This is a genomic window from Vagococcus elongatus (assembly GCF_003987645.1).
GTDB classification, from domain to species: Bacteria; Bacillota; Bacilli; order Lactobacillales; family Vagococcaceae; genus Vagococcus_A; species Vagococcus_A elongatus.
In genome coordinates this window covers 23,029-49,815 of sequence record NZ_NGKA01000019.1, presented here as the reverse complement: position 1 = coordinate 49,815, position 26,787 = coordinate 23,029, and the positions used below count along the sequence as shown (strand labels likewise).

The 26,787-nt window shown below is 38.1% G+C and carries 30 protein-coding genes and 2 tRNA genes; 22 read left to right on the top strand and 10 right to left on the bottom strand.

The features are described 5' to 3' along the window. The first annotated feature begins 52 nt into the window (after positions 1 to 52). Positions 53 to 126: transfer RNA gene (locus tag CBF29_RS11130), tRNA-Asn, on the top strand. Positions 127 to 184: 58 nt separating this feature from the next. Beyond that, positions 185 to 266: transfer RNA gene (locus CBF29_RS11125), tRNA-Leu, on the top strand. A 240-nt stretch (positions 267 to 506) separates the two neighbouring features. On the opposite strand, the gene CBF29_RS11120 is transcribed toward CBF29_RS11125, so the two are convergent. Both CBF29_RS11120 and CBF29_RS11115 read right to left on the bottom strand, forming a co-directional pair. Beyond that, on the bottom strand, positions 507 to 1,382 hold the full coding sequence (locus tag CBF29_RS11120; protein ID WP_126809801.1) for a carbon-nitrogen hydrolase family protein: 876 nt from the start codon (positions 1,380 to 1,382) through the stop codon (positions 507 to 509). 260 nt (positions 1,383 to 1,642) lie between these two features. Continuing rightward, the gene (locus tag CBF29_RS11115) at positions 1,643 to 2,470 is read right to left on the bottom strand and encodes a pyruvate, water dikinase regulatory protein (RefSeq protein ID WP_126809800.1); all 828 of its coding nucleotides are present in this window, start codon (positions 2,468 to 2,470) and stop codon (positions 1,643 to 1,645) included. 72 nt (positions 2,471 to 2,542) lie between these two features. Between CBF29_RS11115 and CBF29_RS11110 the strand changes: the two genes are divergently transcribed. The 3 genes from CBF29_RS11110 to CBF29_RS11100 all read left to right on the top strand — a co-directional run bounded on the left by CBF29_RS11110 (position 2,543) and on the right by CBF29_RS11100 (position 3,759). Continuing rightward, positions 2,543 to 3,010 (top strand): Fur family transcriptional regulator, encoded by a 468-nt coding sequence (locus CBF29_RS11110; RefSeq protein WP_126809799.1) that lies wholly within the window; start codon positions 2,543 to 2,545, stop codon positions 3,008 to 3,010. Positions 3,011 to 3,114: 104 nt separating this feature from the next. Continuing rightward, on the top strand, positions 3,115 to 3,291 hold the full coding sequence (gene rpsU / locus CBF29_RS11105) for a 30S ribosomal protein S21 (RefSeq protein ID WP_023605663.1): 177 nt from the start codon (positions 3,115 to 3,117) through the stop codon (positions 3,289 to 3,291). 24 nt (positions 3,292 to 3,315) lie between these two features. Further along, entirely contained in the window at positions 3,316 to 3,759 is a 444-nt protein-coding gene (locus CBF29_RS11100; RefSeq protein ID WP_126809798.1) for a GatB/YqeY domain-containing protein, read from the top strand. Positions 3,760 to 3,921: 162 nt separating this feature from the next. Here the strand turns inward: CBF29_RS11100 and CBF29_RS11095 are convergent, their stop codons facing one another. The 5 genes from CBF29_RS11095 to CBF29_RS11075 form a co-directional block, all read right to left on the bottom strand. Then, positions 3,922 to 4,743, bottom strand: a complete 822-nt coding sequence (locus CBF29_RS11095; protein WP_126809797.1) for an NUDIX domain-containing protein — start codon at positions 4,741 to 4,743, stop codon at positions 3,922 to 3,924. A 231-nt stretch (positions 4,744 to 4,974) separates the two neighbouring features. Continuing rightward, on the bottom strand, positions 4,975 to 5,349 hold the full coding sequence (gene gloA, locus CBF29_RS11090; RefSeq protein WP_126809796.1) for a lactoylglutathione lyase: 375 nt from the start codon (positions 5,347 to 5,349) through the stop codon (positions 4,975 to 4,977). A 75-nt stretch (positions 5,350 to 5,424) separates the two neighbouring features. Further along, positions 5,425 to 6,231 (bottom strand): sugar-phosphatase, encoded by an 807-nt coding sequence (gene yidA / locus CBF29_RS11085; protein ID WP_126809795.1) that lies wholly within the window; start codon positions 6,229 to 6,231, stop codon positions 5,425 to 5,427. Between the two features lie 100 nt (positions 6,232 to 6,331). Beyond that, on the bottom strand, positions 6,332 to 7,699 hold the full coding sequence (locus CBF29_RS11080) for an HD domain-containing protein (RefSeq protein ID WP_126809794.1): 1,368 nt from the start codon (positions 7,697 to 7,699) through the stop codon (positions 6,332 to 6,334). Beyond that, positions 7,683 to 8,564 carry a lipoate--protein ligase family protein gene (locus CBF29_RS11075; protein WP_126809793.1) on the bottom strand — a complete coding sequence of 294 codons (882 nt, stop codon included), beginning with the start codon at positions 8,562 to 8,564 and terminating at the stop codon, positions 7,683 to 7,685. The genes CBF29_RS11080 and CBF29_RS11075 overlap by 17 nt, the downstream gene beginning before the upstream one ends. Positions 8,565 to 8,754: 190 nt before the next feature. On the opposite strand from CBF29_RS11075, the gene CBF29_RS11070 reads away from it, so the two are divergent. The 10 genes from CBF29_RS11070 (at position 8,755) to dltD (ending at position 18,101) form a co-directional block, all read left to right on the top strand. Then, positions 8,755 to 9,198, top strand: a complete 444-nt coding sequence (locus tag CBF29_RS11070; RefSeq protein WP_126809792.1) for a YwiB family protein — start codon at positions 8,755 to 8,757, stop codon at positions 9,196 to 9,198. Between the two features lie 74 nt (positions 9,199 to 9,272). Further along, positions 9,273 to 9,887 carry a DNA-directed RNA polymerase subunit delta gene (rpoE, locus tag CBF29_RS11065; RefSeq protein WP_126809791.1) on the top strand — a complete coding sequence of 205 codons (615 nt, stop codon included), beginning with the start codon at positions 9,273 to 9,275 and terminating at the stop codon, positions 9,885 to 9,887. Between the two features lie 895 nt (positions 9,888 to 10,782). Further along, positions 10,783 to 11,487, top strand: a complete 705-nt coding sequence (locus CBF29_RS11060) for a hypothetical protein (protein ID WP_126809790.1) — start codon at positions 10,783 to 10,785, stop codon at positions 11,485 to 11,487. Positions 11,488 to 11,491: 4 nt separating this feature from the next. Continuing rightward, complete coding sequence (locus CBF29_RS13870; protein ID WP_211334287.1) at positions 11,492 to 12,028, top strand: YqeG family HAD IIIA-type phosphatase; 537 nt, start codon at positions 11,492 to 11,494, stop codon at positions 12,026 to 12,028. A gap of 3 nt (positions 12,029 to 12,031) precedes the next feature. Continuing rightward, positions 12,032 to 12,871 carry a VanW family protein gene (locus CBF29_RS13865; protein WP_342775207.1) on the top strand — a complete coding sequence of 280 codons (840 nt, stop codon included), beginning with the start codon at positions 12,032 to 12,034 and terminating at the stop codon, positions 12,869 to 12,871. Between the two features lie 669 nt (positions 12,872 to 13,540). Beyond that, positions 13,541 to 13,702: a teichoic acid D-Ala incorporation-associated protein DltX gene (locus tag CBF29_RS11050; RefSeq protein ID WP_126809789.1), complete on the top strand. Its 162-nt coding sequence runs from the start codon at positions 13,541 to 13,543 to the stop codon at positions 13,700 to 13,702. A gap of 136 nt (positions 13,703 to 13,838) precedes the next feature. Beyond that, positions 13,839 to 15,353, top strand: a complete 1,515-nt coding sequence (gene dltA, locus CBF29_RS11045; protein WP_126809788.1) for a D-alanine--poly(phosphoribitol) ligase subunit DltA — start codon at positions 13,839 to 13,841, stop codon at positions 15,351 to 15,353. Continuing rightward, the gene (dltB, locus tag CBF29_RS11040; protein ID WP_211334286.1) at positions 15,350 to 16,582 is read left to right on the top strand and encodes a D-alanyl-lipoteichoic acid biosynthesis protein DltB; all 1,233 of its coding nucleotides are present in this window, start codon (positions 15,350 to 15,352) and stop codon (positions 16,580 to 16,582) included. Before dltA ends, dltB begins: the two co-directional genes overlap by 4 nt. Positions 16,583 to 16,593: 11 nt before the next feature. After that, positions 16,594 to 16,833: a D-alanine--poly(phosphoribitol) ligase subunit DltC gene (gene dltC / locus CBF29_RS11035; protein WP_126809787.1), complete on the top strand. Its 240-nt coding sequence runs from the start codon at positions 16,594 to 16,596 to the stop codon at positions 16,831 to 16,833. A gap of 2 nt (positions 16,834 to 16,835) precedes the next feature. Next, positions 16,836 to 18,101, top strand: coding sequence for a D-alanyl-lipoteichoic acid biosynthesis protein DltD (dltD, locus tag CBF29_RS11030; protein ID WP_126809786.1), 1,266 nt, complete (start codon positions 16,836 to 16,838; stop codon positions 18,099 to 18,101). 135 nt (positions 18,102 to 18,236) lie between these two features. Here the strand turns inward: dltD and CBF29_RS11025 are convergent, their stop codons facing one another. The 3 genes from CBF29_RS11025 to CBF29_RS11015 are packed head-to-tail and all read right to left on the bottom strand — an operon-like array spanning position 18,237 to position 20,094. Continuing rightward, positions 18,237 to 18,935, bottom strand: a complete 699-nt coding sequence (locus CBF29_RS11025; protein ID WP_126809785.1) for an alpha/beta fold hydrolase — start codon at positions 18,933 to 18,935, stop codon at positions 18,237 to 18,239. A gap of 59 nt (positions 18,936 to 18,994) precedes the next feature. Continuing rightward, positions 18,995 to 19,390 carry a hypothetical protein gene (locus tag CBF29_RS11020; protein WP_126809784.1) on the bottom strand — a complete coding sequence of 132 codons (396 nt, stop codon included), beginning with the start codon at positions 19,388 to 19,390 and terminating at the stop codon, positions 18,995 to 18,997. A 2-nt stretch (positions 19,391 to 19,392) separates the two neighbouring features. Continuing rightward, positions 19,393 to 20,094 (bottom strand): DNA/RNA non-specific endonuclease, encoded by a 702-nt coding sequence (locus CBF29_RS11015; RefSeq protein ID WP_126809783.1) that lies wholly within the window; start codon positions 20,092 to 20,094, stop codon positions 19,393 to 19,395. Between the two features lie 118 nt (positions 20,095 to 20,212). Between CBF29_RS11015 and CBF29_RS11010 the strand changes: the two genes are divergently transcribed. The 7 genes from CBF29_RS11010 to CBF29_RS10985 all read left to right on the top strand — a co-directional run bounded on the left by CBF29_RS11010 (position 20,213) and on the right by CBF29_RS10985 (position 26,778). After that, entirely contained in the window at positions 20,213 to 20,782 is a 570-nt protein-coding gene (locus CBF29_RS11010) for a TetR/AcrR family transcriptional regulator (protein ID WP_126809782.1), read from the top strand. 25 nt (positions 20,783 to 20,807) lie between these two features. After that, on the top strand, positions 20,808 to 21,509 hold the full coding sequence (locus CBF29_RS11005) for an ABC transporter ATP-binding protein (protein ID WP_126809781.1): 702 nt from the start codon (positions 20,808 to 20,810) through the stop codon (positions 21,507 to 21,509). A gap of 8 nt (positions 21,510 to 21,517) precedes the next feature. After that, on the top strand, positions 21,518 to 24,292 hold the full coding sequence (locus CBF29_RS11000) for an ABC transporter permease (RefSeq protein ID WP_126809780.1): 2,775 nt from the start codon (positions 21,518 to 21,520) through the stop codon (positions 24,290 to 24,292). Between the two features lie 167 nt (positions 24,293 to 24,459). Beyond that, positions 24,460 to 25,143, top strand: coding sequence for a hypothetical protein (locus tag CBF29_RS10995; RefSeq protein WP_126809779.1), 684 nt, complete (start codon positions 24,460 to 24,462; stop codon positions 25,141 to 25,143). Positions 25,144 to 25,351: 208 nt separating this feature from the next. After that, on the top strand, positions 25,352 to 25,591 hold the full coding sequence (locus CBF29_RS10990) for a hypothetical protein (protein ID WP_126809778.1): 240 nt from the start codon (positions 25,352 to 25,354) through the stop codon (positions 25,589 to 25,591). Positions 25,592 to 25,715: 124 nt separating this feature from the next. Continuing rightward, on the top strand, positions 25,716 to 25,886 hold the full coding sequence (locus CBF29_RS13795; protein ID WP_170170057.1) for a hypothetical protein: 171 nt from the start codon (positions 25,716 to 25,718) through the stop codon (positions 25,884 to 25,886). Positions 25,887 to 26,256: 370 nt separating this feature from the next. Beyond that, positions 26,257 to 26,778, top strand: coding sequence for an NfeD family membrane protein (locus CBF29_RS10985; protein WP_126809777.1), 522 nt, complete (start codon positions 26,257 to 26,259; stop codon positions 26,776 to 26,778). Positions 26,779 to 26,787 lie beyond the last annotated feature (9 nt).

The window sequence follows — 26,787 nt, the reverse complement described above, 5'->3', positions numbered from 1 at the left end:
GAAGGGACACCCTTTGTGAGAGTAGGACGCTGCCACGCTTTTTTAGGTATTATCCGGCATAGCTCAGTTGGTAGTAGCGCATGACTGTTAATCATGATGTCGTAGGTTCGAGTCCTACTGCCGGAGTTGAGAAACTAGTTCGTCTAGTTTCTTTTTTTTATAGAGTATCTTGGGAAATTGTCCAGCGAGAGTGGTGGAACGGCAGACACGTACGCTTGAGGGGCGTATGAGCTTAGCTCGTGCGGGTTCAAATCCCGTTTCTCGCATAAAAATTATCAAAAAGCTGAAACGATTAGATTTTTTCGTTTCAGCTTTTTAATTTAAGTAAGGAATTATTGAACTAGCAGATGTAAAGATTAAAATTCTAAAAAATAAACTTGAAATAATAAAAATTTCACTTCTATTGCTAGTACGCGGATACAAAAATGTTCTTTTTGTATGCATTTCCATAGTTTGTAAGATTTATTCCGATAGATTATCTTACAAAAAAATATTTTATCTTACTATTATTTATTTCTAATAAATGGAGGAGCTATTTTTGTATCAATTAAAGCATCATATTTTTGGGGTTGTCGGTACGTGTTCCCATGTACTTCAGTTTCGCGATAGTGACACAGTTGTTCCAAATCAAGTTCTGCAACATAGACGCCTTCTTTGCTGTCTGCTTGTAGGATACAGGTGTCTCGTGAGCCAGATAATTCTGGAGTGTAAGCAACACCATCAAAAACGGTTGAATTCCCATTACAGTCAGGTACGGTTTCAGGATAGTTGCAAGTGGCGATGGCCAACATATTTTCAAATGCTCTGCCTCGAAGCTGTGATAAGCGATTTATTTCCATTGGACAAGCATTAGGAACGAGGATAAGTTCTGCTCCTTTGAGCATAAGGATTCTTGCACTTTCAGGAAATTCCCGATCATAACAAATCATTGCGCCGATGTTTATCTCACCACAAGTAGCAGTGTCTAGAGTACAAACATAAAAATCATCTCCAGGAGTCAAGTATTGCTCCACGTCAAAATTGCATGTGTGTACTTTGGCGTAGGTAAGTTTCTTTTCACCAAATCTATCAAAAAGAATGAGTGTATTTCGCAAACCTTTTTCATTTTTTTCCAGCAAAGTAATCCCAATCGCCATAGAGAGGTCTTTGGCAAGTTCTCCGAAGGTATTAACAAATTCGCTGTCAGCGGTAATGGCTTCTGCTTTCCATTCGTCGATAGGGCGATCGTGGATGTTGTAGCCGTTGCTCCACATTTCGGGGAATAAGGCGATGTCAGCCCTCATTTCTTTTGCTTTTTTACAATACTCAATTCCTTTTTTCAAATTTTCATCTAACCTATCGCAAGGTTTGATTTGCAACAACGCAATTTTTATATTTTTCATCGGCTGAATCCTTTCTTTTGGCACTAGAGGAGAACGGTTTTACTCATTTGCTAAAAGTTTTTTCAGTGTAGCTTATATGTTATCATATAGTGAAAGTAAGTCGATTATTTTTATAAGACGACATCTTGATATATAGGAAAATAAGGACTTAAAATCAACGGCTACTAAAAATACTGATATTTTTTTATTGACTCTGAACAGGAATATTAGGGATAAAAAGTAAAGCAACACAGCTTTTTGGCCATGCTGCTTTATGATGTTCATCCGTAATAACTGTGCTCGTCAATCTCCAACAGATGCAAAATCATGGAAGATGTTTCTTCAATAGAGCGATCTGCCACATTTATAACAATGCAGCCTAATTTTTGATAAAGATCTTGTGCGAATTTCAATTCTTCATTGATTTTATCAATATTAGAATAGGCCGTATCTGGATTGAGTCCATACGCCTTCATTCTTTCTTGACGAATCCTGTTTAAAACATGGGGATCGTTCGTCAAGCCGACAATTTTTTTAGCATCGATTTCCCACAGCTGTTTAGGAATGTGTGCCTGTGGAATCAAAGGCAAGTTTGCTACTTTAAGATTTTTATTGGCTAAGAACAAGCTCAAAGGTGTTTTTGAGGTTCTGGATACCCCCAAAAGAACGATGTCAGCCTCGAGGAAGCCGTTGGGATCTTTACCATCGTCATAGGTTACCGCAAACTCCATTGCTTCAATACGTTTAAAATAATTTTTGTCCAGAAAATGAAGTGCTCCCGGCATACGGTTTGGTTTTACATGGGATCTTTGCTCGATTTCTCCTACGATTGGTGAAAGTATGTCCATACAAAACAGTTGGTGTTCCTCACAATATTGGTTTGCGATATTAACTAGTTCAGTAGAGATCATTGTGTGTATAATCATGGAGTTGGAAGAACGTGCCGTTTCCAGTGCTTCCATTAAATCTTCCTTTTCATTGATAAATGTTTTTCTAACTAAGCAAATATTTAAATCTTGATACTGAGCGATCGCAGCCGATGCTAATTTTGATGCTGTTTCACCTGCTGAATCTGAAATTACAAATATACTTACGCATTCTTCGTTCATCTTGAGATTCCCTTCTTGATTTTGTTTCCAACTTATTATAGCATAAGTTTAGAAAACGGAGGACTGGTAAAAATGGGTGATTTGAAAATTAATCAAGCTCTGGCACTTATGAAAAAATCAGGCTTTAAATTTACTGAGCGAAGAAAAGCAATGTTGACCTATTTAGAAGCAGAAGATAAATATATCTCTGCAAAAGAGGTCTATGATTTTATGAATGAACATTATGAAGGTATTAGTTTTGATACGATTTATCGTAATTTAAGTGATTTTACAGAACTGAACATTCTTGAAGAGACTGAATTTGACGGCGAAAAAAAATTCCGCTTTCACTGTGCTCATGGCGGCACTCATCACCACCATCATTTTATCTGTACAGAGTGCGGGGCGACGCAAGTCCTTGAGATGTGTCCGATGGATTATTTTGAAGAGCAATTGAACGGGGCAGAGATAGAAGAGCATCGTTTTGAAATTTTCGGAAAATGTGCAGATTGTGTCGCAAAAAAATCCGAAAAAAATGGCAGTTTTTCCAATAAAAGTTGACGTTAAAATAGCAATTAGATATAATGGTGTAAGGACAGTTTTTTTGTCTGAGTAATTCAAAGAAAAAACGGTTACTTTTTAGGCTCGGAGGGAGGGGAATTTACATGTCAAAAACAGTCGTTAAGAAAAATGAATCTCTTGATGATGCTCTTCGTCGCTTCAAACGTTCCGTTTCAAAAACAGGTACACTGCAAGAGTATCGCAAGCGTGAATACTACGAAAAACCAAGTGTCAAACGTAAGAAGAAATCTGAGGCAGCTAGAAAGCGTAAGAAATTTTAATCTTCGTGAATGGAGCTGGAAAGTATGTCATTATTAAATACTTTAAATGAAGATATCAAGGTAGCAATGAAAGCGAGAGATCGTGAGACGTTGACTACTCTACGGATGATCAAGTCTTCGCTGCAGAATGAAGGTATCAAGGTGGGACGTGAGCTGACAGAGGATGAAGAATTGACTGTTTTAGCTCGGGAAGTAAAACAGCGCCGCGATTCTATTCACGAGTTCAGCAAAGCTGATCGTGAAGACTTAGTAACAAAAGTGAAGGCTGAATTAAAAGTTGTTGAGAAGTATTTGCCGGCTCAGTTGACTGAATCTGATATTCGCGAGCTGGTCTCAAAGGCTATTACCGAAAGTGGAGCGACCTCTATGAAGGAGTTTGGTAAAGTCATGGGTCTAGTGATGCCTCAGGTGAAAGGCAAAGCAGACGGCGGTATGGTTAACAGCATTGTGAAAGAACTTTTAAGTTAAACATTTAGTTTGATAATTAATAATGTTGACAAGAGATCGGTATGATTTCTTGTCAATATTTTTTTGCTATAAAAAAAACAGCCGACTGATGAAGCAGTGTGGTTAAACCAAACTGATAATCAGAAAGACTGTTTCTAGTATTGAATGGATGTTATGATTTATTTATTCATCGATTGTTTTCAAACGGTAAATTTTTGAAGGTCGGCCAATGCCGATTGGGCGCTCTCCAATTTCTTCGAAATATTGAAGCATGGCCTTTTTAAAATTTGAATGGTCGATGTCATGGAAAGAGATGCCCAAAAATTTAGCGAAGACTTTGCGGGCTTCCGTGATTGAAAATTCTTTTCCAAGTACTTGCAAGACTTTAGGTTCATGATACATCTTATTTTTGATCCTTTTGAAAGCTTTTAAAAAAATCTCACTATGGTCGAAAGCCAGAGAGGTTTTTCCTAAGGATTCTCCAGTATTGATATCTAAAATAATTGCTTCATATTTTTCATGTTGGAGATATAATAAGTTGTCTTTGCGCTCTAAGGTGAACCACAGCGCTTGTTTTGCATCGTCACCTGCAGTTAACGGTTCTTCACCGATAAATGCCAAGTAGCTGACAGTGATGACCCAGCCGCGGGGATCTCTTCCCGGAGTGCTGAAAGTGTGAAGCTGTTCGATATTGTCAGTGCAAATAGAAATGTTGGTTTCTTCTTTGGTTTCGCGGATGCAGCTATCTGCAGTAGATTCATTGGGATGGACAAATCCGCCAGGCAACGCCCAAGAATATTGAAACGGATGAGTATTTCTTTGAATCAGAAGCACTTTCAATTGATCTTCTTTTCGATTATAGCTTAATAAAACATTGTCTACAGTCACAGCAGGCTTTATATAGGCAGGTTTTTCCTGATGGGCATACCACTCTAGGAATTCTTCTTCTGCCGCTTGAGTTTCATAATAGTTTTTTTCTGCTTCTTTGCTTGCAAACTCCTTCATTCGTGTTTCCCCCTGAATTTAAGTAATCTTGACTTTATTGTAGCAGAAAAAAAATAAAAAAACATTAATCAAATAAGAAAATATCAACATCTGGATTGTTTATGTTGACCATTTTTTTAATCTTCATAGTTTCAAGTGTTCCCGTGAACTTATAAAACACCCCGTCGCAAGAATATAATTTCTTGCAATGGGGTGCTTTGTTTATTTTTTTAATAACAATTGTTGCTTTTTCTATTTTTCCCTAATGACTTCGACTTTGTAACCATCTGGATCAATCGCAAAATAATAGGACGGAGGAACTCCTGGCAGATTTTTAAGCGGTGTTACCTCAATGCCTAGATTCGTATGTTTGGCATGAAGACCTTCTAAGTCATTTGTAGCGATGGCAATATGCCCATAGCCGTCTCCCAATTCATATCCGGGGTGGTCATAATTATAGGTCAGCTCTAATTCATAATCATTATCAGGCAATGTCAGATAGACTAAAGTAAACTTGTTTTCTGGGAAGTCTCTTCTGCGGGTTTCTACAAAACCAAACGCTGTCTGATAAAATTCTAGTGATGCGTCTAAATCTTTTACGCGAACACACGTATGTGCCATTCTCATTGTTTGGATCATTCCTTTCTACTAAGCTATTTCAAGTATATCAAAATTAGGATGAGATCGAAAGAAACTAATGTTTTATGTCCATTGTTCCAGAGCATGTGCAACGCCCTCATCATCATTTGCCAAAGTAATTCTGTCTGCGAATTTTTTTGTGGTTTGGGTTGCATTTCCCATAGCTACACCGACACCTGCATATTCCAGCATAGAGATATCATTTTCGTTATCCCCAATCGCCATTACCTCTGATTGTTGAATGCCTAATTTATCAGATAGATTTTTTAAGGTCAGCCCTTTGCTTGCTTCTTTGTTTAGAAATTCAAGGAAGAAATCAGCACTTCTTACGATATTATAACGGTCATAATACGGTTGAGGGATTTCTTTCATGACAAAATCAATGATTTCTTCATGATCAATAATCATATATTTACTGATAGAGGCTGTTGGGGACACCTCTTCGATTTCTTTGTAGAATAAAGGCATCTTAGTCAGAAAGGCTTCGTGAATCGTATAGGGACTGATGTCTTTGTTTGGTGTGTAAATAGCTTTAGAATCTACAAAGTGTGAATGGACGTTTAATTTTTGACTTAACTGATAGAATTCGATCAAGTCATCATAATTCAGGGTATGCTTGACAAATGCTTCGTTTGTTCCGCTATTTATAGCCAAAGCGCCATTGTAGCTAATGATGTAATCATCCTCTGTAGTCAGTCCTAAAGAGTTTGTATAGGCCAGCATCCCGTTTAGGGGGCGTCCAGAGGCTAAGACGATACGAAGGCCCTCTTGACGTTTTTGTTTGATAATATCAATAGTTTTTTTACTTATTTGGTGATGAGAATTCAGTAGGGTGCCATCAATGTCGATGGCGACAAGTTTTATAGACAAAATGAAATCCTGCTCCTTTTTTGTTTTTTTATGTGTAAAGCGAGTGTTGCTGTTAAATATAAAAGAGTGATTACTGCTGCCCTGCTGCGCTGATCCGTCACTAATTGCTCTTTTTATTAGGATTGATGATTTTGCCATTATGTATGTAAGAGGCAAAAAGACGGGTGTCATCCTGAAAGAGGTCTGATGCCGGCTGGTACATTTCTTTAGGAAAATAGAAACGTTCATCTCCGTGAGTTTCACCTGCCAGAGCTTGAACGAGAGAGCTTTGTTTAGAAAGTTCCACTAGACTGCCGTCGTGTTCCATCAATTCGATTTGGGTCCGGACAGATTTTTGATTTGGCCGATAAAAATCATAAGGCAAATCATAACTGGAGTTGATGGCCGTGTAGTTTTTTGCATCATAGCCGAGTTTTTCAATGATTTCAGTCATTTCGGCAATGAGGGGCTCGTCTTGATTCGCGACGAACTTCACTGATTTCAACGGCCGCCGATTTAGAAAGCGACTGGCTAAATCTCTGAGGATAGGGTCAGGATGTTCGCACCACATCATAAAGTAGCAGTTTAAGACATTATCGTCTAATTTTAAATATTCTGACAAGGTGTAGCGATTTTCTAAAAATGGGACCAAGAGCGGCGAGTGTAGTTGGAAAAAATTGGCATCTTTTTGGTAAAGTTTTGCCGCATGCTTCAGCAGATGATCTAAAATCACTTCCATCCCTCTTGACACCGGGTGGAAATAAACTTGCATGTACATTTGATAACGACTGACAATGTAGTCTTCAACAGCATGCATACCGTTCGTAGTGAAGGCAATCCCGTCTTTGTATGGACGTACTACACGTAAAATCCGTGTTAAGTCAAAGGTACCATACTCGGTTCCGGTAAAGTAAGCATCACGCAATAAATAATCCATGCGATCGGCATCTATTTGACTGGAAATCATTTGTACTACTTGAGGGTTGGGAAATTGTTTGGTAATCACACTGGCAACTTTCTCAGGGAAATTTTCTTCAACCTTATTTAAAATAGAAAAAATTTCAGTTTCCGGAGAAGTAATAATATCAACAGTAACGGCTTCATGATCTGTTTCAAAAATCCCTTCAAAGGTATGTGAATAGGGACCATGACCTACATCATGAAGCAGAGCTGCACATAGAGCAATCAGTCTGTTAGAATCGTCCCAACCATCCACCGGATTGTCTTTAATAGAAAAGTTTCTGGCAAAAATATTGCAGATCCTCCGGGTGATTTCATACACGCCTAGAGAATGAGAAAAACGGCTGTGTTCCCCTCCGTGAAACGTAAAAGAAGTGGTTCCTAATTGTTTGATACGGCGCAGACGTTGAAATTCTTTTGAATTGATCAAATCGAGAATGACTTGATGCTGCACATGGATATAATTATGCACAGGGTCGCGAAAGACTTTTTCAATTGGTAATAGCTGCTCTCTAACTGTTTTTTCCATAGTCACCTCCTAGAATATCTGTGATGGCAGCGTTGCGGTTTTCCATGCGCTCCAGTTGGTTCAGGATACTTTGATTAAACTTTTTTGACTGATTCATTGTTTCAAGATAGGTGTCATCAAGTGTTAAATCAAATAAGTTTTGAAACACATGGCTAAATTTTTCTTTTAGCTGGGTCATAGAAAAAGATGTTTTCAATAAAGTATTTAAATTTTCCATGGTGTCGGGATTAACCGGCGGGAAACCATTGGTGCCGAAAGCTTCTTTCAAACCGGCATGATAAAAGTTTGCCATCAACTCGCCCCGTTTTTTTTGATTACCTGAAACACTGAGGTAAAGCATCACACTGATACCATTTTTTATCCGCCGTTGTGCAAGACCGGCAAACTTTTTTCCGTCAATGCTTAAGTCATAGCTTCCGGGGCAATAGGAGTCACTGATTTCACGTGCTTCAATAGTGACAGGAAAGTCCGAAAAAACTTGTTTGACGATTTGGACAGCAAATTCATAGCCTTGTTGAATATTAAGTTTATTATCAGGGAAATTAGGTAAAATAAAAGAGATGTTCAGGACTCCCTGATCGGCAACGATTCCTAAACCTCCGGAACTTCTTAGCATTGGATGGTACTCTTGTTTTGTCAAGTAGTTGAGTGCTTCTGGAAAGTATAAAAGCCGAGAGTCTTTCATACCTAAGATAACGGTCTGTTCAAATTCCCAAAAATGGATGATAGCTGAATTGTTTTCACCTGCCTCAGCCGTCAAAACATCTGTTAAGGCAAAGGGAAGAAAAGCATCTGATTGTTTAACAACTTGTTGATCTGCCAGTTTAGGAGCATAAGAACGGAGCCCTTTAATATATTTTTTCATGAATTATTTTCCTTTTTCATAATTTCTTTCACTGTTAATTATAGCTGATTTCAAAAGAAAAAGTTACTTTTTGCTTTGATTTTTGTCTGAGTATCATTTTCCAATGGAATCGAGGTGCCTATCAATGGGACAAAAGAAAAATAATTTGGTAAAATAGTGAAAGATGATTAAATTTAGGAGTCGAAGCAGAATGAAAACAAGTAGTATCCCAATAGCTATTCAGTTGCAAACAGAAATATTTCAAAACGGGCAGTTGGATGAACATTTTTTTGATGTGCCAGGCCAATTTGTTCAAATCGGCGACAGCTTATATCTTCGGTACCAAGAACCAGTCAAACGGGAAGACGGCACACAGGATGACATCAACGTGACGTTTAAGATCGAGTCTGATGGAAGTGTACAGCTGATTAGAGCGGATGAGCACAGAATGCGTCTTAGATTCAGCTATCAGGAGGAAAACTATACCAACTACCGTACCCCTTTTGGTATGATGCAAATCAGAACGATCACTAACAATTTGCGGGTGACTTTGAAGGATCGGCCGGCCTCAGGGAACGTTATTATTGATTATGAATTGTATGCTGGGCAGGAAAAACTGGGAGTTTACCATCTAAGACTTAAATTTACAGCATAAAATGTTTTTTTGATTGCATTATGGCGTGGTAATCATGTATGATAAACAGTAGACTTTGAAAGGACGTGTAATGATTGGAGATAAAAGCGTTTAATGGTGTTAATAAAGAAGAATTATCCATGATCGAAGTGGCTCATGCTATTTTAGAAGAGCGTGGGGACATTATGGATTTCTCTGATCTTGTGAATCAAATTCAAAATTACTTAGGAAAAGCTGATAGTGATATCCGTGAAGATTTATCTCAATTTTATACTGATTTAAATATTGACGGCAGTTTTATTTCTCTGGGAGAAAATCGCTGGGGATTGCGGTCATGGTATCCGATCGATTCGATTGATGAAGAAGTGACAAGTTATAATGACGAAGACGATGAGGATCGTCCGAAACGCAAAAAACGCAAGCGTGTGAATGCTTTCCTTGATATGGATGATGAAGATGCCATCGATTACAATGATGATGACCCAGAAGACAGTGATTTGACTGACGAAGATGACAACTATATTCTTGATGATGAGGAAGAAGAAGAGGAAGAAATTTCTGCTTACGATAAAGATTTATCTGAAATCGGCGCAGATAATATAGACGATGAAGATGAAATTCCTGAGGGTGTTGAGGATGAACTGACTGTCGTTGATGAAGATGATATCGACTCCGATTTGGATTTTGAAACGGAAGACGAAGAAGAATAGGGTACTGCTAGAAGAGTGATTGAGAGCACCACGTGATCACTCTTTTTCTATGCTTTCTACACGATTCCTGTCGTGAATGGTATTTAAAATATTCACATTTTAGATAACTCCCATTGTTATTTTGAGAGTATATTAAGGAGCTTTTATATTGATACAAACTGTTTGATATGACTTTGGGTTTAGACTTCCTTACCACAGAGAGGAAGAGGAGCAAACAATGACTGAAATCAGACCATAGAGAAAGCCCAAAGGCATGATACACTTCCCACAAAGCTTAATTTTAATCGTTTTGAATACTGTGATTTCCAAGCAAAAATAAACGTGACGTATGAGAGGAATAGGCCCGTGATGTAAAAGAGATGATAAATGAACAGCAACGGGAGCAAACATTACTGGCACGTATCATCAGAAGACTCGTTTGATAGACTAACTTTCTCTTTATTTACTCCCCTTATTTTGATACAATTATGAACATAATAAAACGCATTTGACTAGCAGTGACTCACTGGAATTTTAGGTAAAGTGCTACTTGAGGGATATCCTTTAAAATTAAAAAAATAAGAGTCTCTTTTCTTTTTTTTGACATTTTTTCTATTGGATAGTATCAGCTGATGCTGCATGTACCATCATGATTATAAGTGCGAGAGGATTGAACAGCTTTTATTTCAATGTAAAAAAACACATGTTACATGTGTGCTAAGTGACCGATATTATTTCCTTGAAAAGAAGTAAAGACTAGGAGATTATTGACTGCTGTCTGATGTTAAGGTTACGTGGAGATTTAAAAAAAGCAGTAAAGTTTGGTTGGGATCTGTAGAAACTTCGATAACTTTGATCGAATTATTAGACGATTTTCCTAAAAATGGATTTTTTCTTTTTGGAAGGAGATAATGACATGTTGAAAAGCAATCCGAGTCTGATTGTTATGCTAACACTAAATGATTGTACGGTAGCCAACGCGTACGATGTTTTTGAGAAATACAAAGATTCGAAAGCACAGTTTTGGGGCTTTAAAGAAATAGGACTTTCGGTTGAAAAAATGAAAAAATTATACTCCTATATGAAAGCATGTGGAAAAACAACGATTTTGGAAGTGGTACAATATACAGAGGAGGAGTGTTTGAAAGGGGCAGAGCTTGCTGTTGAATGTGGATGCCATATTTTAATAGGCACTATATTTTTTGATTCTGTCAGTGAACTTTGCCGAAAAAACAAAATCCAATATATGCCGTTTGTTGGGGATGTTAAGCATCGCCCTTCGGTTCTTGAAGGAAGCGTCGAAGAAATGATCAAAGAAGCGAACGAATACATTCGTAAAGGTGCAGCGGGAGTAAATTTGCTAGCTTACAGATTTACGGGTGATTCAGAAAATTTAATTAGAGAAATTGTGGCACAGGTAGATGGGCCGGTGTGTATTGCGGGCAGTATAAATAGTTTTCAAAAGCTTGATACAATAAAGGACGTAGTTCCGTGGGCATTTACGATTGGAGAAGCTTTTTTTAACAATCAGTTTGAGAGCGGGTTTGGTAATCAAATCAATCATGTGTGTGATTATATGAAGAAGAACTGTAAAGAAACATCGTTGGAATTTGGAGGATGAAGGAATGTTAAAGCAGTTTTACCCCTACGAATATGTGGAAAGTGTTTTTATGATTGACTATGAAAAATTGTATACCATGGGATATAGGGGAGTTATTTTTGATATCGACAATACCCTTGTTCATCACGGAGAGGATTCCACTAAAGAGGTTGACGAACTTTTCAGGGTTATTCATCAAACAGGTTTAAAAACGATGCTGTTATCTAATAATTGTGATGAAAGAATTGAAAGCTTTATTAAGAATATCGACTCACCCTTCATAAGTGATGCTGACAAGCCCAATGTCATGAATTATCTGAAAGCTTTAGACATGCTTGATATAAAGATCGAAGAGGCTGTCATGATAGGAGATCAAGTGTTCACAGATATACTGGGGGCTAATAAATGTGGGATGGACAATATTCTGGTCAAGTACTTAAGGTATGAAGACGAAAAGAAAATAGGGATAAAAAGAAATATCGAAAAGTTTATCTTACATTCTTATAATTGGCGTAAATCTTATCAAAACAGGATAGGAAATATCCATAAAGGAGGAAAGTAAATAATGCTGTGGAATAAAGACAAGCTTTTTTGCGACATCAATCCGACTTGCTATGCTATTTCTTTACAAAAAGAAATTTATAAGCGGCATTTACAAGATTTACTGAATAAGGAAAAATTTGCACAGGACTTTCAGACGGAGAAGTTACCTAATGTAGTATCTCATAACGCATCGAATATGATTAAAAGAGCCGCAGGTGTGAATTTAGATTCGCAAATAAATAAGGCCAACAACATCGATTTGGCCTGCAAAAAGATTAACGGTATCTTAATTAGGCCAGGTGAAGTTTTTTCATTTTGGCAACTTGTAGGGAGAATATCTGAAAAAAAAGGGTATAGCAAAGGACGGGTGATTCAAAAGAATAAACTAGTTCTTGGCATTGGCGGGGGCATCTGCAATTTAAGTAATAGTATTCATTTGCTTATTGTTCATAGTCCATTGGAAGTCACTGAATTCCACACCCATTCTGATGCTTTGGCGCCCGATGAGGGAAAACGAACGCCACTAGCTGCTGGGACTTCAGTCAGCTATAACAATCTTGACTATCGTTTTAAAAATAACACGGATCAACTGATTCAACTGCTTGTCTGGTGCGAAGGTGAAATGCTGCATGCTGAATTAAGGAGCGAACGGGAATTCCCTTGGTCATACGGGATAGTTGAGGAGAACCATCATTTTAAAAAGGAACAAAATAAATATTTTCGCAATTCCAAAATTTACAAAGAAACGACTGACCGGACAACGGGACGTGTTGTTTCCAAAGATCTAATCTGGGACAATCATTCGGAAGTCATGTACGATTATTCCATGATACCTGAAGACCAGATTAAAAATGAAGCATAAAAGATGATGTTAAGCTTGAAATTTATTTCATCGTTCTATAATTTATCTACATTAATCTTATGACGAATCGATGTTCTCTTTTCCGATGACGATTTTAAGTAATGTTAATTTTTTGAGAGTTCTTACCATCTTGTTTGAAAATCACCTAAAGCAGTAGCGGCTTTTTAAGCTAAGGCATTGGGAGGCAGAGAAACAGAAAATTGAATATAAATCGTGAAATCGGCAGAGAAAATTTCTCTGCCGGTTTTTTTAAAAATTCCATCTCAATTTACTCCGTAAAAGTATTAATTGATAAAAATTCAGTCAAAGACGATGACGAGGATTGTCAGTTTTTTTAGTTTACTTTTTAGCAAGAGCTCTTTAAAATATTTTTTTGAACATGTAAGGTCTTATGGTGCAACTTATTAGTTACCTTACAATTTTGTTAGTTGTGTGATGGAATCCCGGTGATATAATACTAAACGTATTCGGGAGCTAACATTAAATTATCCGAAAAAATCCGTCTTAAGTAGGAGATAATATTCCTCCAAATGATGGATAGAAGTTCGGAGAAAAGAATACTATGATAGGGTCAGATATGATTTTTGATGATTGATGAAAAATACACAGGAGTTCCTATCAGTGTATTCATTTATAACTAAAGTATCTTGAGAAAGGAATGTGATTAAAATGTTTTTGAGATTAACGAAGGCTTATCAGAATGAAAAAATAAAAAACACAGGGATTTTTGTTGGAAAAACCGTGCTGTATTTCCTTATTCTACTCGTTCTGTTTTACCTATATCATTACAGTCATGTGGGCGGAGGGTCATTTATTTATAACCAATTCTAAGGGAAATTAGATTTTAGGACATATAAGATGACATGAAGCCGAGTATTTTGAAGGATTTTAGACAGAATCCAACCGGTAATAACTACCAGTCAGAGTTTTGGAAATTAAACAACGGGTAAAAGGGAGTGATGAAACAATGGGAAATTTAATCCTTGAGGCAATTAGCCAAACAGCAAAAACTGCACCGATGCACTTGTGTTTCGATGACAGACAAACTGGGGAGACGTTGACTTATGGCGAACTAGAGAAAGAATCGGATGGCCTAGCTGCGTATTTCAGTAGTAAATTTTCAGGTAAAGAGCCTATTTTAGTGGCAGGAGGACTGACCAAAGAAGTATTGGTAAGTTTTATTGCCTGTATGAAAGCAGGACATCCTTATGTCCCGGTAGACTCCCATACGCCTGCGGAACGGATAAAGCTGATTCATGAGGAGGCAGAACCAGTTTGTGTCGTAGCTTTTGATCAGTGGGAAATACCTGCGAAACACTTGGTTCGTCTTAAAGAGTTTGATGAGATTGTTAAAAAAAGCAAATCCTATCCTTCTGAAAATCAGGTTACAGGAGATGATTTGACCTATATCATTTTTACCTCAGGGACCACTGGAAAACCTAAAGGAGTTCAAATCAGTTACAATAATCTGGCAAGTTTTCTTCAGTGGATGATGACAGATTTTAGTCTTGCTCAAGGTCAGCGGTATTTATGTCAGGCACCATTTTCATTTGATTTGTCTGTTATGGATGTTTTTCCTGCACTATTGACGGGCGGGACACTGGTTCCCCTTGAAAAAGACACGGTTGATAATTTCCCGGTTTTATTTCGAACACTGCCTGATTTGAAATTAAATGTTTGGGTATCTACCCCTTCTTTAATAGAAATTTGTTTAGTGACTCCCGACTTCAGGGCAGGGACACTGCCGGAGCTATCTCATTTTTTGTTTTGCGGCGAGGAGCTGCCTCATAAAGTCGCTGATAAATTATTGGAACGTTTTCCTCAAGCAAAAATATATAATACTTATGGACCGACAGAAGCTACGGTTGCGGTTTCTGGTGTTCAAATCACCAAAGAAATTTTAGAGAAATATGAACGATTACCCCTAGGAAAAGTAAAAGAAGATACTAAAATATATATTTTTGACGATCAGGACCAACCTTTGTCAGAGGGCGAGTTTGGTGAAGTAGTGATTGCAGGGCCAAGTGTTTCTAGAGGATATTTCAGAAATGCAGACAAAACGGCTGAATCCTTTTTTTCCTACCAAGGATTACCAGCTTATCGTACAGGAGATGGGGGTTACTTGAAGGATGGTCTGCTGTTTTATCAGGGACGGTTGGATTTCCAAATCAAATGGCATGGGTATCGTATGGAACTGGGCGACATTGACCACCATCTTTTGAGTTTGTCATCGGTCCAAAAAGCCTGTGTGGTTCCTAAATATCAAAATCATAAAGTTCAGCAGTTGATTGCTTATGTGGTTTTGGAACAAGGGGAGCCGGAAAATCCTAGAGAAACTGCCAAAGCATTAAAAGGCTTGTTGAAAGAAAAATTAATGGCTTATATGATGCCGCAAAAATTTGTGTTTGCTTCGCAGCTGCCTTTGACCAGCAACGGAAAAATCGATCGTAAACAGCTGATGGCAGAGGTGAATCCGTCATGAGTCAATGGTTGAGTGCTTTCCCATTTTTAACCCCTTATGAAAAACCTTTTTATTTTGTCATATTGGGAATTTTATTGCTGCCGTCGATTTTTGCTTCTTTGAAAGGCAAACGATTAGGAGGATATCAAGCTTTTCTCACATTATTTTTCTTGTGGATGAGTTTTGGCGGACCCCATCGTCAGCAAGGGTTTGCTTTAATTGCTTATGTGGTGTGGCAACTCTTAATAGCTGCTAGTTATGTTCGCTACCGGCAAACAGCGAACCGTGGCAGCTGGTTTTATCTGAGTATCTTTTTAAGTCTTTTGCCGATGATATTAATCAAAGTTTTGCCACTTTATACGGAAACACAGCCCTTATTATATTTTTTAGGGTACTCATATCTTACGTTCAAATCAGTTCAAGTAATAATGGAAATACGGGACGGATTAATCAAAGAGCTGAGACTCAGAGATTACATACAATTTTTGATTTTTTTCCCAACCATATCTTCCGGACCTATCGATCGTTTTCGCCGGTTTACTGCGGAGCTTCATCAACCGCCTTCCAGCGAAAAATATGTTGAACTATTGGGCAAAGGTATTCATTACATCATTATCGGCTGTCTGTATAAGTTTATTATCGGTTATGTTTTAGGGAGCCAGCTGTTACCGATTATCCAAGATAAGGCGGTGAATCAAGGCTTTCTTTTCTTAGGCAGTTTAGGTTACATGTATACTTACAGCTTTTATTTGTTCTTTGATTTTGCGGGATATAGTTTGTTTGCTGTCGGTGTCAGCTACCTATTAGGGCATGAAACACCGATAAACTTTAACAAACCTTTTATCAGTGCCAATATCAAAGAGTTTTGGAACAGATGGCACATGTCTCTGTCATTTTGGTTCAGAGATTATGTCTATATGCGTTTGATGTTTACATTAATAAAGAAAAAAGTATTCAAAAGTCGAATCGTAGCTTCTAATGTGGGCTACTTTGCTTTATTTCTCATTATGGGCGTTTGGCACGGACTGACATGGTATTATATCGTTTACGGATTATTCCATGCGTCACTCATCTGTTTGACGGATGCTTGGATTCGCTTTAAAAAGAAACACAAGGAAAAAATCCCAAGCAATATGGCAACAAAAGGATTATCTATTTTTCTGACTTTTCATGCTGTTTGCTTTAGTTTACTGATTTTTTCAGGCTACTTTGATACACTGCTCAAACTTTTTTTCACTTATAACATTTAGGAGGATTTATTATGACAACAAAAGAAACCGTTTTGGATATATTAGAATCAATCACTGGAAGTGACGAGGTCAAAGAAGTCTTAGATATGGACCTTTATGACGAAGGTATTTTAGACTCATTGGGAACCGTACAGTTGTTAGTAGAACTTGAAAATCAACTGGATGTGACGGTGCCAGTGTCAGAATTTGATCGATCAGATTGGGGCACACCTCAACAAATTATTGATCAAGTAGTCAGCTTGCAGGGATAATCATGAAAAAGAAAATAACAATGGCTCTGGGCCCGCTAGTGCTTGCAGTACTGCTCTTATTGGCACTGTTTTTTTCTCCGATAGACTGGCTCAAAGCACCGTCGCAAAAAGAATTGAAGAAGTCTGCCCCCTCCATGTCCATCAATGTGATTAAAGGGAATACCTATAAAAATAGTGCGGCCGCTTCCTCGGACTACTTGCCTTTTTTGGGTTCTTCTGAGCTGAGTCGGATCAATGCTTTTCATCCTACAGTGATGGCAAGAAAGTATCATCGGGGATATGAGCCGTTTCTTTTGGGGGCACCGGGCACACAATCATTGTCGCATTTTTTTATGCTTCATTCGATGAAGGATGAGCTGAAAGGAAAGCAGATTGTGTTTATCATTTCTCCACAGTGGTTCGTCAAGAACGGTGTGAGTGATCAGATGTTTTCAGTTTACTACTCGCCTTTGCAAACCTATCAGTGGCTGCTGTCCCTTGAAGGAAAAGAAATTGGGGAAGATGAACAGTTTGTAGCGGAGCGATTATTGAGCTTCTCTAGCATTACTTCTGATACTAGGTTAAGTCAGATGTTGGGGAAAATCGAAGAGCAGCAAAAATTATCAAAGCTGGAACTTAAAAATTGTCGCCGGCAATACAACTTGCTGGCGCACGAAGATTTGATTTTCAGTCGGATAGCCATTCAACACAAGGAAAGCCGGATTAAAAAAGCAATCAATGAACTTCCGGAAGATTATTCATTGGGGAAATTAGAGACACTTGCATATAAAATAGGCGAGCAGAAAACAACTAATAATGACTTTGGCATTGCCAATAATTTTTATTCACAGCGGATTGCACCGTTAAAAGACAAGCTGGAAAATTCTCAGACATCTTATGATTATCTTGAGTCCCCTGAATTTTCGGATTTCCAACTGGTTTTAAATGAGTTGGCAGAAAATAATGTGGATGCCTTGTTCGTTATCCCGCCAGTCAATCAACGTTGGTCGGACTATACGGGGTTGTCTAGAGAGATGCTGGATGACTTTAGTGAAAAAATTACAAAGCAGCTGCATTCCCAAGGATTTAACCAAGTAGCAGATTACACACACCTTCGTGGAGAAGATTACTTTATGGAAGATACAATACATATTGGCTGGCGCGGCTGGTTACTGTTAGATCAGGACTTGCAGACATTTTTAAAAGATAAAAAGGAACCTAAAGACAAAATTAAAATTGATAATCATTACTTTTTATCGGAAGAATGGCAAAAAGAACGACAGTTTTGATTGTCGTTGTTGGCAGCTTATAAATGTCTATATTTGAGAGAATTAAAAAATTGAAAATGACCCCCATGAGACAGAATCAATGAATCTATCTCATGGGGAATTTTTTTATTTTTTGTTTGTACGAAAGGCAATCAACTAATTTTTTTCAGCTAAAAAAGACAAGACATGGTGATTGAACCATTTGGGCCGCAGTCTCGGCACAGAATGGCCTGTATTTTTAGCCACGATAAAAGAAGCGTTGGGCAGTTGCTCTGCTATTTTTTCCATGTGGCTGAGCTTGATGATATCGAAAGCTCCTCCTATAACTAAGACTGGACAGGTGATTTTTTTCATTTCCCCCTTAGTGATGGGTAAATCGGTTAGGCTTAAATTGATGACACGGCTGATTTTTGTCAGTTTAAATGAACGTGTCAAACGAAGTAAAGCAGTTGATTTTACAAGATGGGCAGCTTTAAGTCCCTCTGCATAAACGTTAGGGGAGGATAAAACTAATTTTTCTACTTGTTCAGGATATTTGCAAGCATAGGTCAGAGCAATATTCGCCCCGTCGCTGAAACCAATCATACTAAGGGAGGCTAATTTTTCAATTGTCATCAGTTGGCGGATATCTTCGATGATTAAAGCCATGTCCAAATGTTTCTGGGTATTTCTGGATTTGCCATGGTCTCTTGTATCCAGCAAAAATAATTGGTAATTTTTTGAGAAATCCTTGATTTGTTTTTCAAAATAACGATTATTTTGGCTGTTGCCATGGAGAAATAATAGAGGTTTCCCCTCGCCCAAAACATCATAATAGATAGGACTATTGTCTTTAGTAAGCATGATTTTTTTCATTAAATCCCTCTTTTCAAAAGCTGCTGCTACTTAGGCTTGTTTCTTTCCGGCAGAGTGTTTCAAAAAAGATGATCGGGAAGGATTTGAGATTGCTCTTCACCGGATTCCAGTGCTAGAAAAAAACTCCTTATAGGCAGATTAAATTTTTCCATATCGGATTTAAGCAGATTTTTTGGTATGCAATAGGTGTACTGCTCATTGCCGCAAATAAAATCTCCATCAATCGTCATCGCCAAAACTTCAGCTTCATTTTCCAGCAAAAAATTATTGGAGATAGTATAAGGAGAGTACAAAGATTGACTCACGTTATTAAAAACATCTGTCACCATTGGTTGTTGAAAAATCAACACATCGTTGACCTCTTCAATTTTTTCGCTGGCAAGCATCTTTTTGAAGGAGACTATCGAATCATCCTCTAATGCCAGCAGCTGAGTAATAAATAACTGTCCTATCATGATTATTCCTCTTCCTGCTTATTCATAATCGTCACATCAAAGTCAATGCTGCCGTTAGAAGAAATACTTTTAGCTTCTAGTTGGATAGCAGCGGGCATCGGTTCGTTTCCATCATATAGAGGCGTTACACGATACCTTACTGTCTCACCCTGATCTACGGCTTGGCGAATTCTGTTTTCATATTTGGTCATGTAAGGCGAGTTGACGGGATATTGAAATAAAGTGACCAGGTTTCGTTCGTCATCTCCGCTGCCGCCAAACTGTTTGCCAATCAAGTGTCCCCGAGAATGTCCGTGGGGTGCCAGTCCAGAAATAAAGCCGGGGGGGCGAATGTTGCTGTTTGCTTTAGTGCCGGTACCAATCATTTCTTTAGTAATCAGAGCGTCTGCACCGGTGGCCCGCTGATCTTTATCAAGAGGACCGTAGGCGATCCAGCCTTTCCCTTCAAATGCTAAGTCTTCAGCAGAAAAATGCGAGGCTTTCTCGTCGGAACCATTGTTTGTTTGTTGATCATCAGGTTGGATTTTAGTTACTGTGCCGACTTCTGGCACATCAAAAAAATCCATCATTGCTTTTGGTAATTCAACACCGATGAGCCCAAGAACTAAAACCACTATGGCTCCTATGAGGAACAGTTTGTTCTTTTTTTTATTTCTGGCAAGACTAGATTTATATGATTTCTTTTTATATGGCTTCTTTTTCATTTTCAACCTCCATTAAGTATGACTATTATACAAAAGAATATGGAAATTTCAAACAGATAAAATAATTGACAGTTGTCAATTATTGTGAGAAAATTTATACAGATTTGGAGGAGTTTTGATGAAAAAGACGGACAAGAGAATCTTAAAAACACAACAAGAATTATTGGATGCCTTTGTGTCGTTATCAAAAGAAAAAGAGATCAATGCTATCAGTGTGAGTGAATTGACTAAAAGAGCAGGTATCAGCCGAGCTACATTTTATTTGCACTATAAAGATCCTGACGACATGCTCCAACAACTTAGCCAACAACTATTGACAGAGTTAGTGAAAATGATTGAAGAAGAAACATCAAAGTCAACGATGGCGGCATTTTACGGTGTGTTCCGTTGTATTCGAGAAAATGAGAAGATTGCTTCCCTGATTTTATCAACTGATACGACCTTGACTTTTGTTTATCAGATGGATCAGCTTGTTCGCCGGTTGTTTAAAGACGATTTTGCAGAAGAATTTGATTTATCAAATTCCAGCTCCAATTGGACTAACTATCTCATCACATTTATTGTTGGCGGCAGTGCGGGGATAATTTTAAAATGGTTCGAAGAGGGAATGCAGGAATCAGAAGAAGAAATGGGTCATTTATTGTATCAAACAGTCATTCAAGGGACGCGTTATATTGGTAAAGAATAAAAATAAAATCAAAATGAGGTAAAAAATGAGCTACGTAGAATTAAAAAATGTTTATAAGCGTTATCACATGGGTGAAAATATTATTGTGGCTAATAATGATATCAACTTCTCAATCAATGAAGGGGAATTTGCCATCATTCTTGGTCCAAGCGGTGCTGGAAAATCTACAGTTTTGAATATCCTCGGAGGCATGGATAATTGTGATGAGGGACAGATCATTGTGGATGGGACGGATATTGCTACGTTTAACGAGAAAAAAATCACGACTTATCGAAGGATTGATGTGGGATTTGTTTTTCAATTTTATAATCTAGTCTCAAACCTGACTGCGAAAGAAAATGTGGAGTTGGCTTCTCAGGTGACTTCTGCCGCACTTGACGTAGATGAAGTTTTGGGACAGGTGGGATTATCTCACCGTAAAGATAATTTTCCGGCACAATTGTCCGGCGGGGAGCAGCAAAGAGTGGCGATTGCACGGGCGCTGGCTAAAAATCCTAAGCTGCTGTTGTGTGATGAGCCGACAGGGGCTTTGGACTATAAAACAGGGAAACAAATTTTAAAATTACTTCAAGACAGTTGCCGTATCACAGGGAAAACGGTAGTAGTCATCACGCATAATTCTGCTATTGCACCGATGGCAGACCGAGTGATTCATATCAATGATGCCACAGTACGTGAGATTGAAATCAATGAAAATCCAGTTTCTGTAGAAACGATTGAGTGGTAGGTGAGACTGTGAGAAAAAAATCGTTGCGAAAAACAATTTTTAGAGAAATTTGGCAATCAAAATCCAGATTTTTTTCCATCCTCGGGATTATCATGCTGGGTGTTTCGTTTTATGTAGGGATCAAGGCAACTGGCCCTAACATGCTGGACACAGTAGATAAGTATTATAAAAAACAGTCGTTGATGGAAGCAAGTATCGTCTCTACTATGGGGCTGACAGAAGATGATGTGGCCATCTTAGAGAAAAATAAAAGTATTGATAAAATCCAGCCAGGTTATGATTTGGATGTGAATTTTGAAGAAGACAGTCGGACAATTCGTGTACTTTCCTTTGACCCGTCAGATAAAAAAGCGTTGAATCAACTGGTCGTGACAGAAGGTCGTTTGCCGAAGAAAAGCGGTGAGATTGTGCTGGACCAGTCGGCTCAAACGCTGGACGATTATCAAATTGGTGATCAGTACAAGCTAGTGACTGATAAAGAAACAAAGGATCAATTCAAGGTAACCTCTTTTGAAATTGTAGGCTTTGTGTATTCTCCCCAATACATTGAAAAAACTTCCCGTGGGAGAACAAATGTCGGCAAAGGCTCCATTGATTATTTTGCGGTGATTTCTGAAGATGATTTTGAGATGGAGACTTATACGACAATCTATCTAACCTATAGAGATTTAGCGAAAGAAATTGTCTACACTGATGATTATGATGATAAAATTGAGGACCATCTGGAACAATTGGAAGAAGATTTTTCTTCTCGTCCCCAAGAACGCCTAGCGGAAATAAAGAAAGAAGCTTCCGAACCAATTGAGGAAGCCAAAACGAAGATTTCCGACGGGGAACAAGAATTGGCGACGGGCAAGGCACAGCTGGCAGATGAAAAGGATAAACTGAATGCTGCTCAAGCTCAAGTTGACCAAGCAGAACAAAGCGGCATGACCCAGTTACCGGAAATCGCCGCCCAGATAGAAATTTCTAAAAAGGAAATTGAAGAAGGCAAAACAAAGTTGGCTGAGGCTGAAACAGAGCTGGCAGAGGAAGAAGAAAAGTTACTGGATGCTAAGAGTGAATTAGCAGAGAAAGAGCAAGAGTTAGCTGAGTTGAAACTACCAGAATACCTTTTTTCTTCTCGCGATGATAATCCGGGTTATCTGGAATTCAGCGAAAACGCAGATAGGATTTCTTCCATTGCAACCGTGTTTCCTGTGTTTTTCTTCATGATTGCGGCTTTGGTCTGTTTAACGACAATGACTAGAATGGTTGAGGAGAAGCGAGGGGAAATTGGGACTCTGAAAGCTTTGGGTTATACGAATTTTGAAATTTCCCAAAAATTTGTCGTCTATGCGACAATTACCACGATTATTGGTACGGTATCGGGGTTAGTGATTGGATTTAATTTGTTCCCAAGAATAATCTTTGATGCTTATGGGGCAATGTATGATCTGCCTACAGTGGAGATTACCTATTATACTAGTTATGCTATACAGTCATTTATTGTTGCTATTGCGTGTACGCTACTCTCTACATTGGTAGTTTTGCGAATCGATTTATTCAGCAAGCCGGCAACATTGATGCGGCCTAAAGCACCACGAGCCGGAAAACGTATCTTTCTGGAGAGAATGACTTTTATCTGGAAACGGCTGAATTTCAATCACAAGGTGACGGCTCGTAATCTGTTTCGCTACAAGCAGCGAATGTTTATGACGGTTTTCGGCGTGGCGGGTTGTATGGCATTGATGGTCACAGGCTTTGGTATCAGAGATTCCATTTCAGATGTCGTTTCTATTCAGTATGGCAAGCTTTGGCAGTATCAAGCGATAGTGACTAAAGACGAGGATGAAGAAACAGAGGAACAAGTTTATAAAGAAATTTTAGCTGAAGAAGATGCTTATGATAAAAAAATGGCAGTGGCAATGAAAAACTTTACCATGAACGGCCAAGATGTTTTAAATCAAGATGTGATTTTTGAAGTTCCTGAAAAAGCTGAGGAAATGGATAAATTTGTATTATTCAATGATCGCAAATCAGGTGAAACCTATAAAATGGTCGATGATGGCGTGTTGGTGACAGAAAAGCTGGCCAAACTCTTTGATTTAAGTGTAGGTGATACCTTTGAAATGACAGACGATGAGGATCAAACCTATGAATTTAAAGTTGCAGATATTGTTGAAAACTATGCAATGCACTATGTTTACGGGACACCGGCTTATTATGAAAAAATGTTTGGAGAAAGTCCCTCGTATCAAACGGATTTGCTGATTTTTAATGAGAAGCTGACCAGTAAAGAAGAGGATGTTCTGTCGACCAAGCTCATGGAAGTAGACAATGTATTAAACGTCACGTTTACCAGTGATGCAAGTAAGTCGATGTCTGATATGATCGGCAGTTTGAACATCGTTGTTTGGGTTCTGATTATTTGTGCAGGTTTGTTGGCATTTATTGTCCTGTATAATTTGACCAACATTAATGTTTCAGAGCGTATCCGAGAGTTGTCAACGATCAAAGTCCTTGGCTTTTATCCCAATGAAGTCACCATGTATGTGTATCGGGAAAATAATATCTTAACGTGGCTGGGAATCATTGTGGGCATGGTGTTAGGAAAATTACTGCATACGTTTGTTCTTCAAACAGCAGAAGTGGATATGGTGATGTTTTCTCCAACGATACACTGGGAGAGTTTTGTTTACGCAGGTATCCTGACCTTACTGTTTTCAGGAATCGTGATGTATGTGATGCACCGGAAATTGAAAAACATCGATATGATTGAAGCATTGAAATCTAATGAATAAAGACTAATTGTTTGAGTTAAGTAGTAAACGATAAGAGAAAATCAAAAGAGGCAGGTTTTCTAGACTGATTATGTCTGGGAACCTGCTTTATATATTTTAACGAAGGTATAATTTTGGCGACGGTTGTGTAATAATAATGTTATGTAGGTGATTGGAGGATGTAGAATATGAAAAAAATGCTTTTAGTATTTTCAGCGGGCCTTATTTGCTTAGGTTTGATGTGGGGATGTTCTGCTAAGAATAAAGAAACAAAAAAATCTGGAGATGACTCCACCTTGGCGACCAAAAATAAAATAAAAGAGGAAACTGCTGATAGTACGACTACTGGTCATTCAGAGGAGATTGCTTCTGTAAAAAAAGATGCTGGTGAATCTGATATGTCAAGTGGCGATAGTTCGAAGGCGAAAGCAGAGGCCGTTCTGGAGATTTTATCCGGATATTCGGACTTGCAAATTGAGTATGCGCGAGTGTGGCTCGCAGTGATGGGTGAAAACTTTATTCCATACATGTCCTCACCAGACTTTGATTTTAATCTTAACGTAGCTAAAATTAAAGCTGGGAGTCCCATCGATCAGTACGATCAAGGAAGTGTTTCCTATCCGGAAGATGTGACAGTGTTGTCTGGAAATATGACGGTTGAAGGGCACGTTATTTACTCGAGTAATCATAATGGAACGATTACTCAGTATAATGTTCCTTCCCATTGGCATATAGATGAACCTTATCGGAGCGATGAAGAATATATCAGGCAGATAACGCAAAAAATAGTTGATGAAAGACATATCGTAGAAATTCCGGCAGGTGATCCAGCGCTAGTGAGACAATTGATTGAGGTCATGGTTATTCATTAAGATTGATTTTGTTCCTAAAGAGAGGGTTTTAAATTTTTGTTCAGGCAGCTAGGCCAAGTGTTATATGTGTTATTGACAATGGCGGAATTTGGGTTATCTATAACTTGTTTTCCAATAATCTTTGGGCTGGCTAGGACTTTAACTTTGGCTTGTATATTTGTTTTGTTTTTTCTCTACCAAGGCGTATAATCTGGATAGAGGTGATTCAATGGAGAATGACAAGTTGAAGTACAAAATCCGCTGTTCTTGCGGTATGCAGTTCACAGGTGTCACTTTTGAACCCCCAACAGTCTCTTTAGACACGGATGACTCTGAGTTTTCTACGGTAAATTTTGAGAATGAACAGCAAGCAAATGAGATACTTGGCCACGTTACCGGAAATCACGCAAAATTTATTTGTCCGAATTGTCAGAAAGAAATCACTAAGAAACGCAAACGTATAGGTTAGTCCTGTGCGTTTTTTAATAACAGTTTTATTCAGGGATAGTCGTTCTATGTTTTGGTACTTTTCTGTTCATTGCTGAAATTAGTTGATATAATGGCATTGGTTAGCAAAAAAAGGAGTGGTTGGTGTGAACTTTATAAAAAAGTATAAATTGGAGTTGGCTTTGATTTTAGTCTTTTTTGGCGTTAATATCGCTGATTATTTGTTCAGTTATGTCACATTAAAAAGTGTTGCGATGGTGGGAATTGTCTTACTTGTTATTTACGTTTCTCTCGTAAAGAAATTTAAGCCATTCTGATTTTTTGTGATGAGGTCAGAGTATTTAAAAAGGGTTAGGAAATTTTTGACAATTTTCGAAATAGAGACAATTCAATACTTTACCATGACTAAATTGCGCGGCGCATTATCAAAAATGTCTGCTGTGCAATTTTATTTTCTTTAGAATTTTTTTAGTCACGTAGCTAATTTCTAGGAAATTAGCCTTCGGAAAGCAAAAAAAATTGGTGAAAGTAGATAAGCGACACTCTTATATTTCTGACAAAGAGACATAACAGACAGACAGTGTCTTATTTTTTTATAACATGTAAGTTTTCGATGAAATTACTATTCTTTTTAACTAACAATTGATAAAATAGAGATACGCTTGTTGGAGGAAAGGGAGTGATGAAATGATTGAAGGGGTACAATTAGAAACCATTTACTTTTATGCTCTATTGATTTGTGCCGGGATAGCAGTATTGCTTTTTCTATTTGGAGATATTTTTGATTTTGACGGTCCTGTTGATCCGATGCTGATTGTGCCTTGGGTTGCGTTTACGTCACTTTTTGGATATTTAGGGGAACAATTTGTTGATTTAAGCAGCATTTCTATATTCTTGCTCAGTGGCGGGATTTCCACCTTGCTAGTTTTCTTGCTTAATTTTTATATCATCGTTCCTTTGAGAAATTCTGAAGCGACGATATCGATTTCGGAGAAAGATATGGAAGGACGAATTGCAACAGTGGTCACACCAATCCCCGTCAAAGGAATGGGAGAAATTCAGTTTAAAAGTGTCACTGGTTCTTTGACTCGGCCAGCAACACTTTACGAACCGCAAGAGGAGCCTATACTTGCGGGAAAAGAAGTTTTGATTATCGAAATCAAAGAAAGAGTTTGTTACGTTGTTCCGTATAAAGAGAATTTTATTTGATGTCAGGAG

What these genes read in the sequence shown, in the direction of transcription:
- CBF29_RS11070 (WP_126809792.1), top strand. Translation starts at nt 8,755, where the DNA reads ATGAAAACAAGTAGTATCCCAATAGCTATTCAGTTGCAAACAGAAATA.
- CBF29_RS11015 (WP_126809783.1), bottom strand. Translation starts at nt 20,094, where the DNA reads ATGAAAAAGAAGCCATATAAAAAGAAATCATATAAATCTAGTCTTGCC.
- CBF29_RS10985 (WP_126809777.1), top strand. Translation starts at nt 26,257, where the DNA reads ATGATTGAAGGGGTACAATTAGAAACCATTTACTTTTATGCTCTATTG.
- CBF29_RS11110 (WP_126809799.1), top strand. Translation starts at nt 2,543, where the DNA reads ATGGGTGATTTGAAAATTAATCAAGCTCTGGCACTTATGAAAAAATCA.
- dltC (WP_126809787.1), top strand. Translation starts at nt 16,594, where the DNA reads ATGACAACAAAAGAAACCGTTTTGGATATATTAGAATCAATCACTGGA.
- dltD (WP_126809786.1), top strand. Translation starts at nt 16,836, where the DNA reads ATGAAAAAGAAAATAACAATGGCTCTGGGCCCGCTAGTGCTTGCAGTA.
- CBF29_RS11010 (WP_126809782.1), top strand. Translation starts at nt 20,213, where the DNA reads ATGAAAAAGACGGACAAGAGAATCTTAAAAACACAACAAGAATTATTG.
- CBF29_RS10990 (WP_126809778.1), top strand. Translation starts at nt 25,352, where the DNA reads ATGGAGAATGACAAGTTGAAGTACAAAATCCGCTGTTCTTGCGGTATG.
- CBF29_RS11080 (WP_126809794.1), bottom strand. Translation starts at nt 7,699, where the DNA reads ATGGAAAAAACAGTTAGAGAGCAGCTATTACCAATTGAAAAAGTCTTT.
- CBF29_RS11020 (WP_126809784.1), bottom strand. Translation starts at nt 19,390, where the DNA reads ATGATAGGACAGTTATTTATTACTCAGCTGCTGGCATTAGAGGATGAT.
- dltA (WP_126809788.1), top strand. Translation starts at nt 13,839, where the DNA reads ATGGGAAATTTAATCCTTGAGGCAATTAGCCAAACAGCAAAAACTGCA.
- CBF29_RS11025 (WP_126809785.1), bottom strand. Translation starts at nt 18,935, where the DNA reads ATGAAAAAAATCATGCTTACTAAAGACAATAGTCCTATCTATTATGAT.
- CBF29_RS11060 (WP_126809790.1), top strand. Translation starts at nt 10,783, where the DNA reads ATGTTGAAAAGCAATCCGAGTCTGATTGTTATGCTAACACTAAATGAT.
- gloA (WP_126809796.1), bottom strand. Translation starts at nt 5,349, where the DNA reads ATGAGAATGGCACATACGTGTGTTCGCGTAAAAGATTTAGACGCATCA.
- CBF29_RS11005 (WP_126809781.1), top strand. Translation starts at nt 20,808, where the DNA reads ATGAGCTACGTAGAATTAAAAAATGTTTATAAGCGTTATCACATGGGT.
- CBF29_RS11115 (WP_126809800.1), bottom strand. Translation starts at nt 2,470, where the DNA reads ATGAACGAAGAATGCGTAAGTATATTTGTAATTTCAGATTCAGCAGGT.
- CBF29_RS10995 (WP_126809779.1), top strand. Translation starts at nt 24,460, where the DNA reads ATGAAAAAAATGCTTTTAGTATTTTCAGCGGGCCTTATTTGCTTAGGT.
- CBF29_RS11075 (WP_126809793.1), bottom strand. Translation starts at nt 8,564, where the DNA reads ATGAAAAAATATATTAAAGGGCTCCGTTCTTATGCTCCTAAACTGGCA.
- CBF29_RS11100 (WP_126809798.1), top strand. Translation starts at nt 3,316, where the DNA reads ATGTCATTATTAAATACTTTAAATGAAGATATCAAGGTAGCAATGAAA.
- rpsU (WP_023605663.1), top strand. Translation starts at nt 3,115, where the DNA reads ATGTCAAAAACAGTCGTTAAGAAAAATGAATCTCTTGATGATGCTCTT.
- dltB (WP_211334286.1), top strand. Translation starts at nt 15,350, where the DNA reads ATGAGTCAATGGTTGAGTGCTTTCCCATTTTTAACCCCTTATGAAAAA.
- CBF29_RS13870 (WP_211334287.1), top strand. Translation starts at nt 11,492, where the DNA reads ATGTTAAAGCAGTTTTACCCCTACGAATATGTGGAAAGTGTTTTTATG.
- CBF29_RS11095 (WP_126809797.1), bottom strand. Translation starts at nt 4,743, where the DNA reads ATGAAGGAGTTTGCAAGCAAAGAAGCAGAAAAAAACTATTATGAAACT.
- CBF29_RS11120 (WP_126809801.1), bottom strand. Translation starts at nt 1,382, where the DNA reads ATGAAAAATATAAAAATTGCGTTGTTGCAAATCAAACCTTGCGATAGG.
- CBF29_RS11050 (WP_126809789.1), top strand. Translation starts at nt 13,541, where the DNA reads ATGTTTTTGAGATTAACGAAGGCTTATCAGAATGAAAAAATAAAAAAC.
- CBF29_RS13865 (WP_342775207.1), top strand. Translation starts at nt 12,032, where the DNA reads ATGCTGTGGAATAAAGACAAGCTTTTTTGCGACATCAATCCGACTTGC.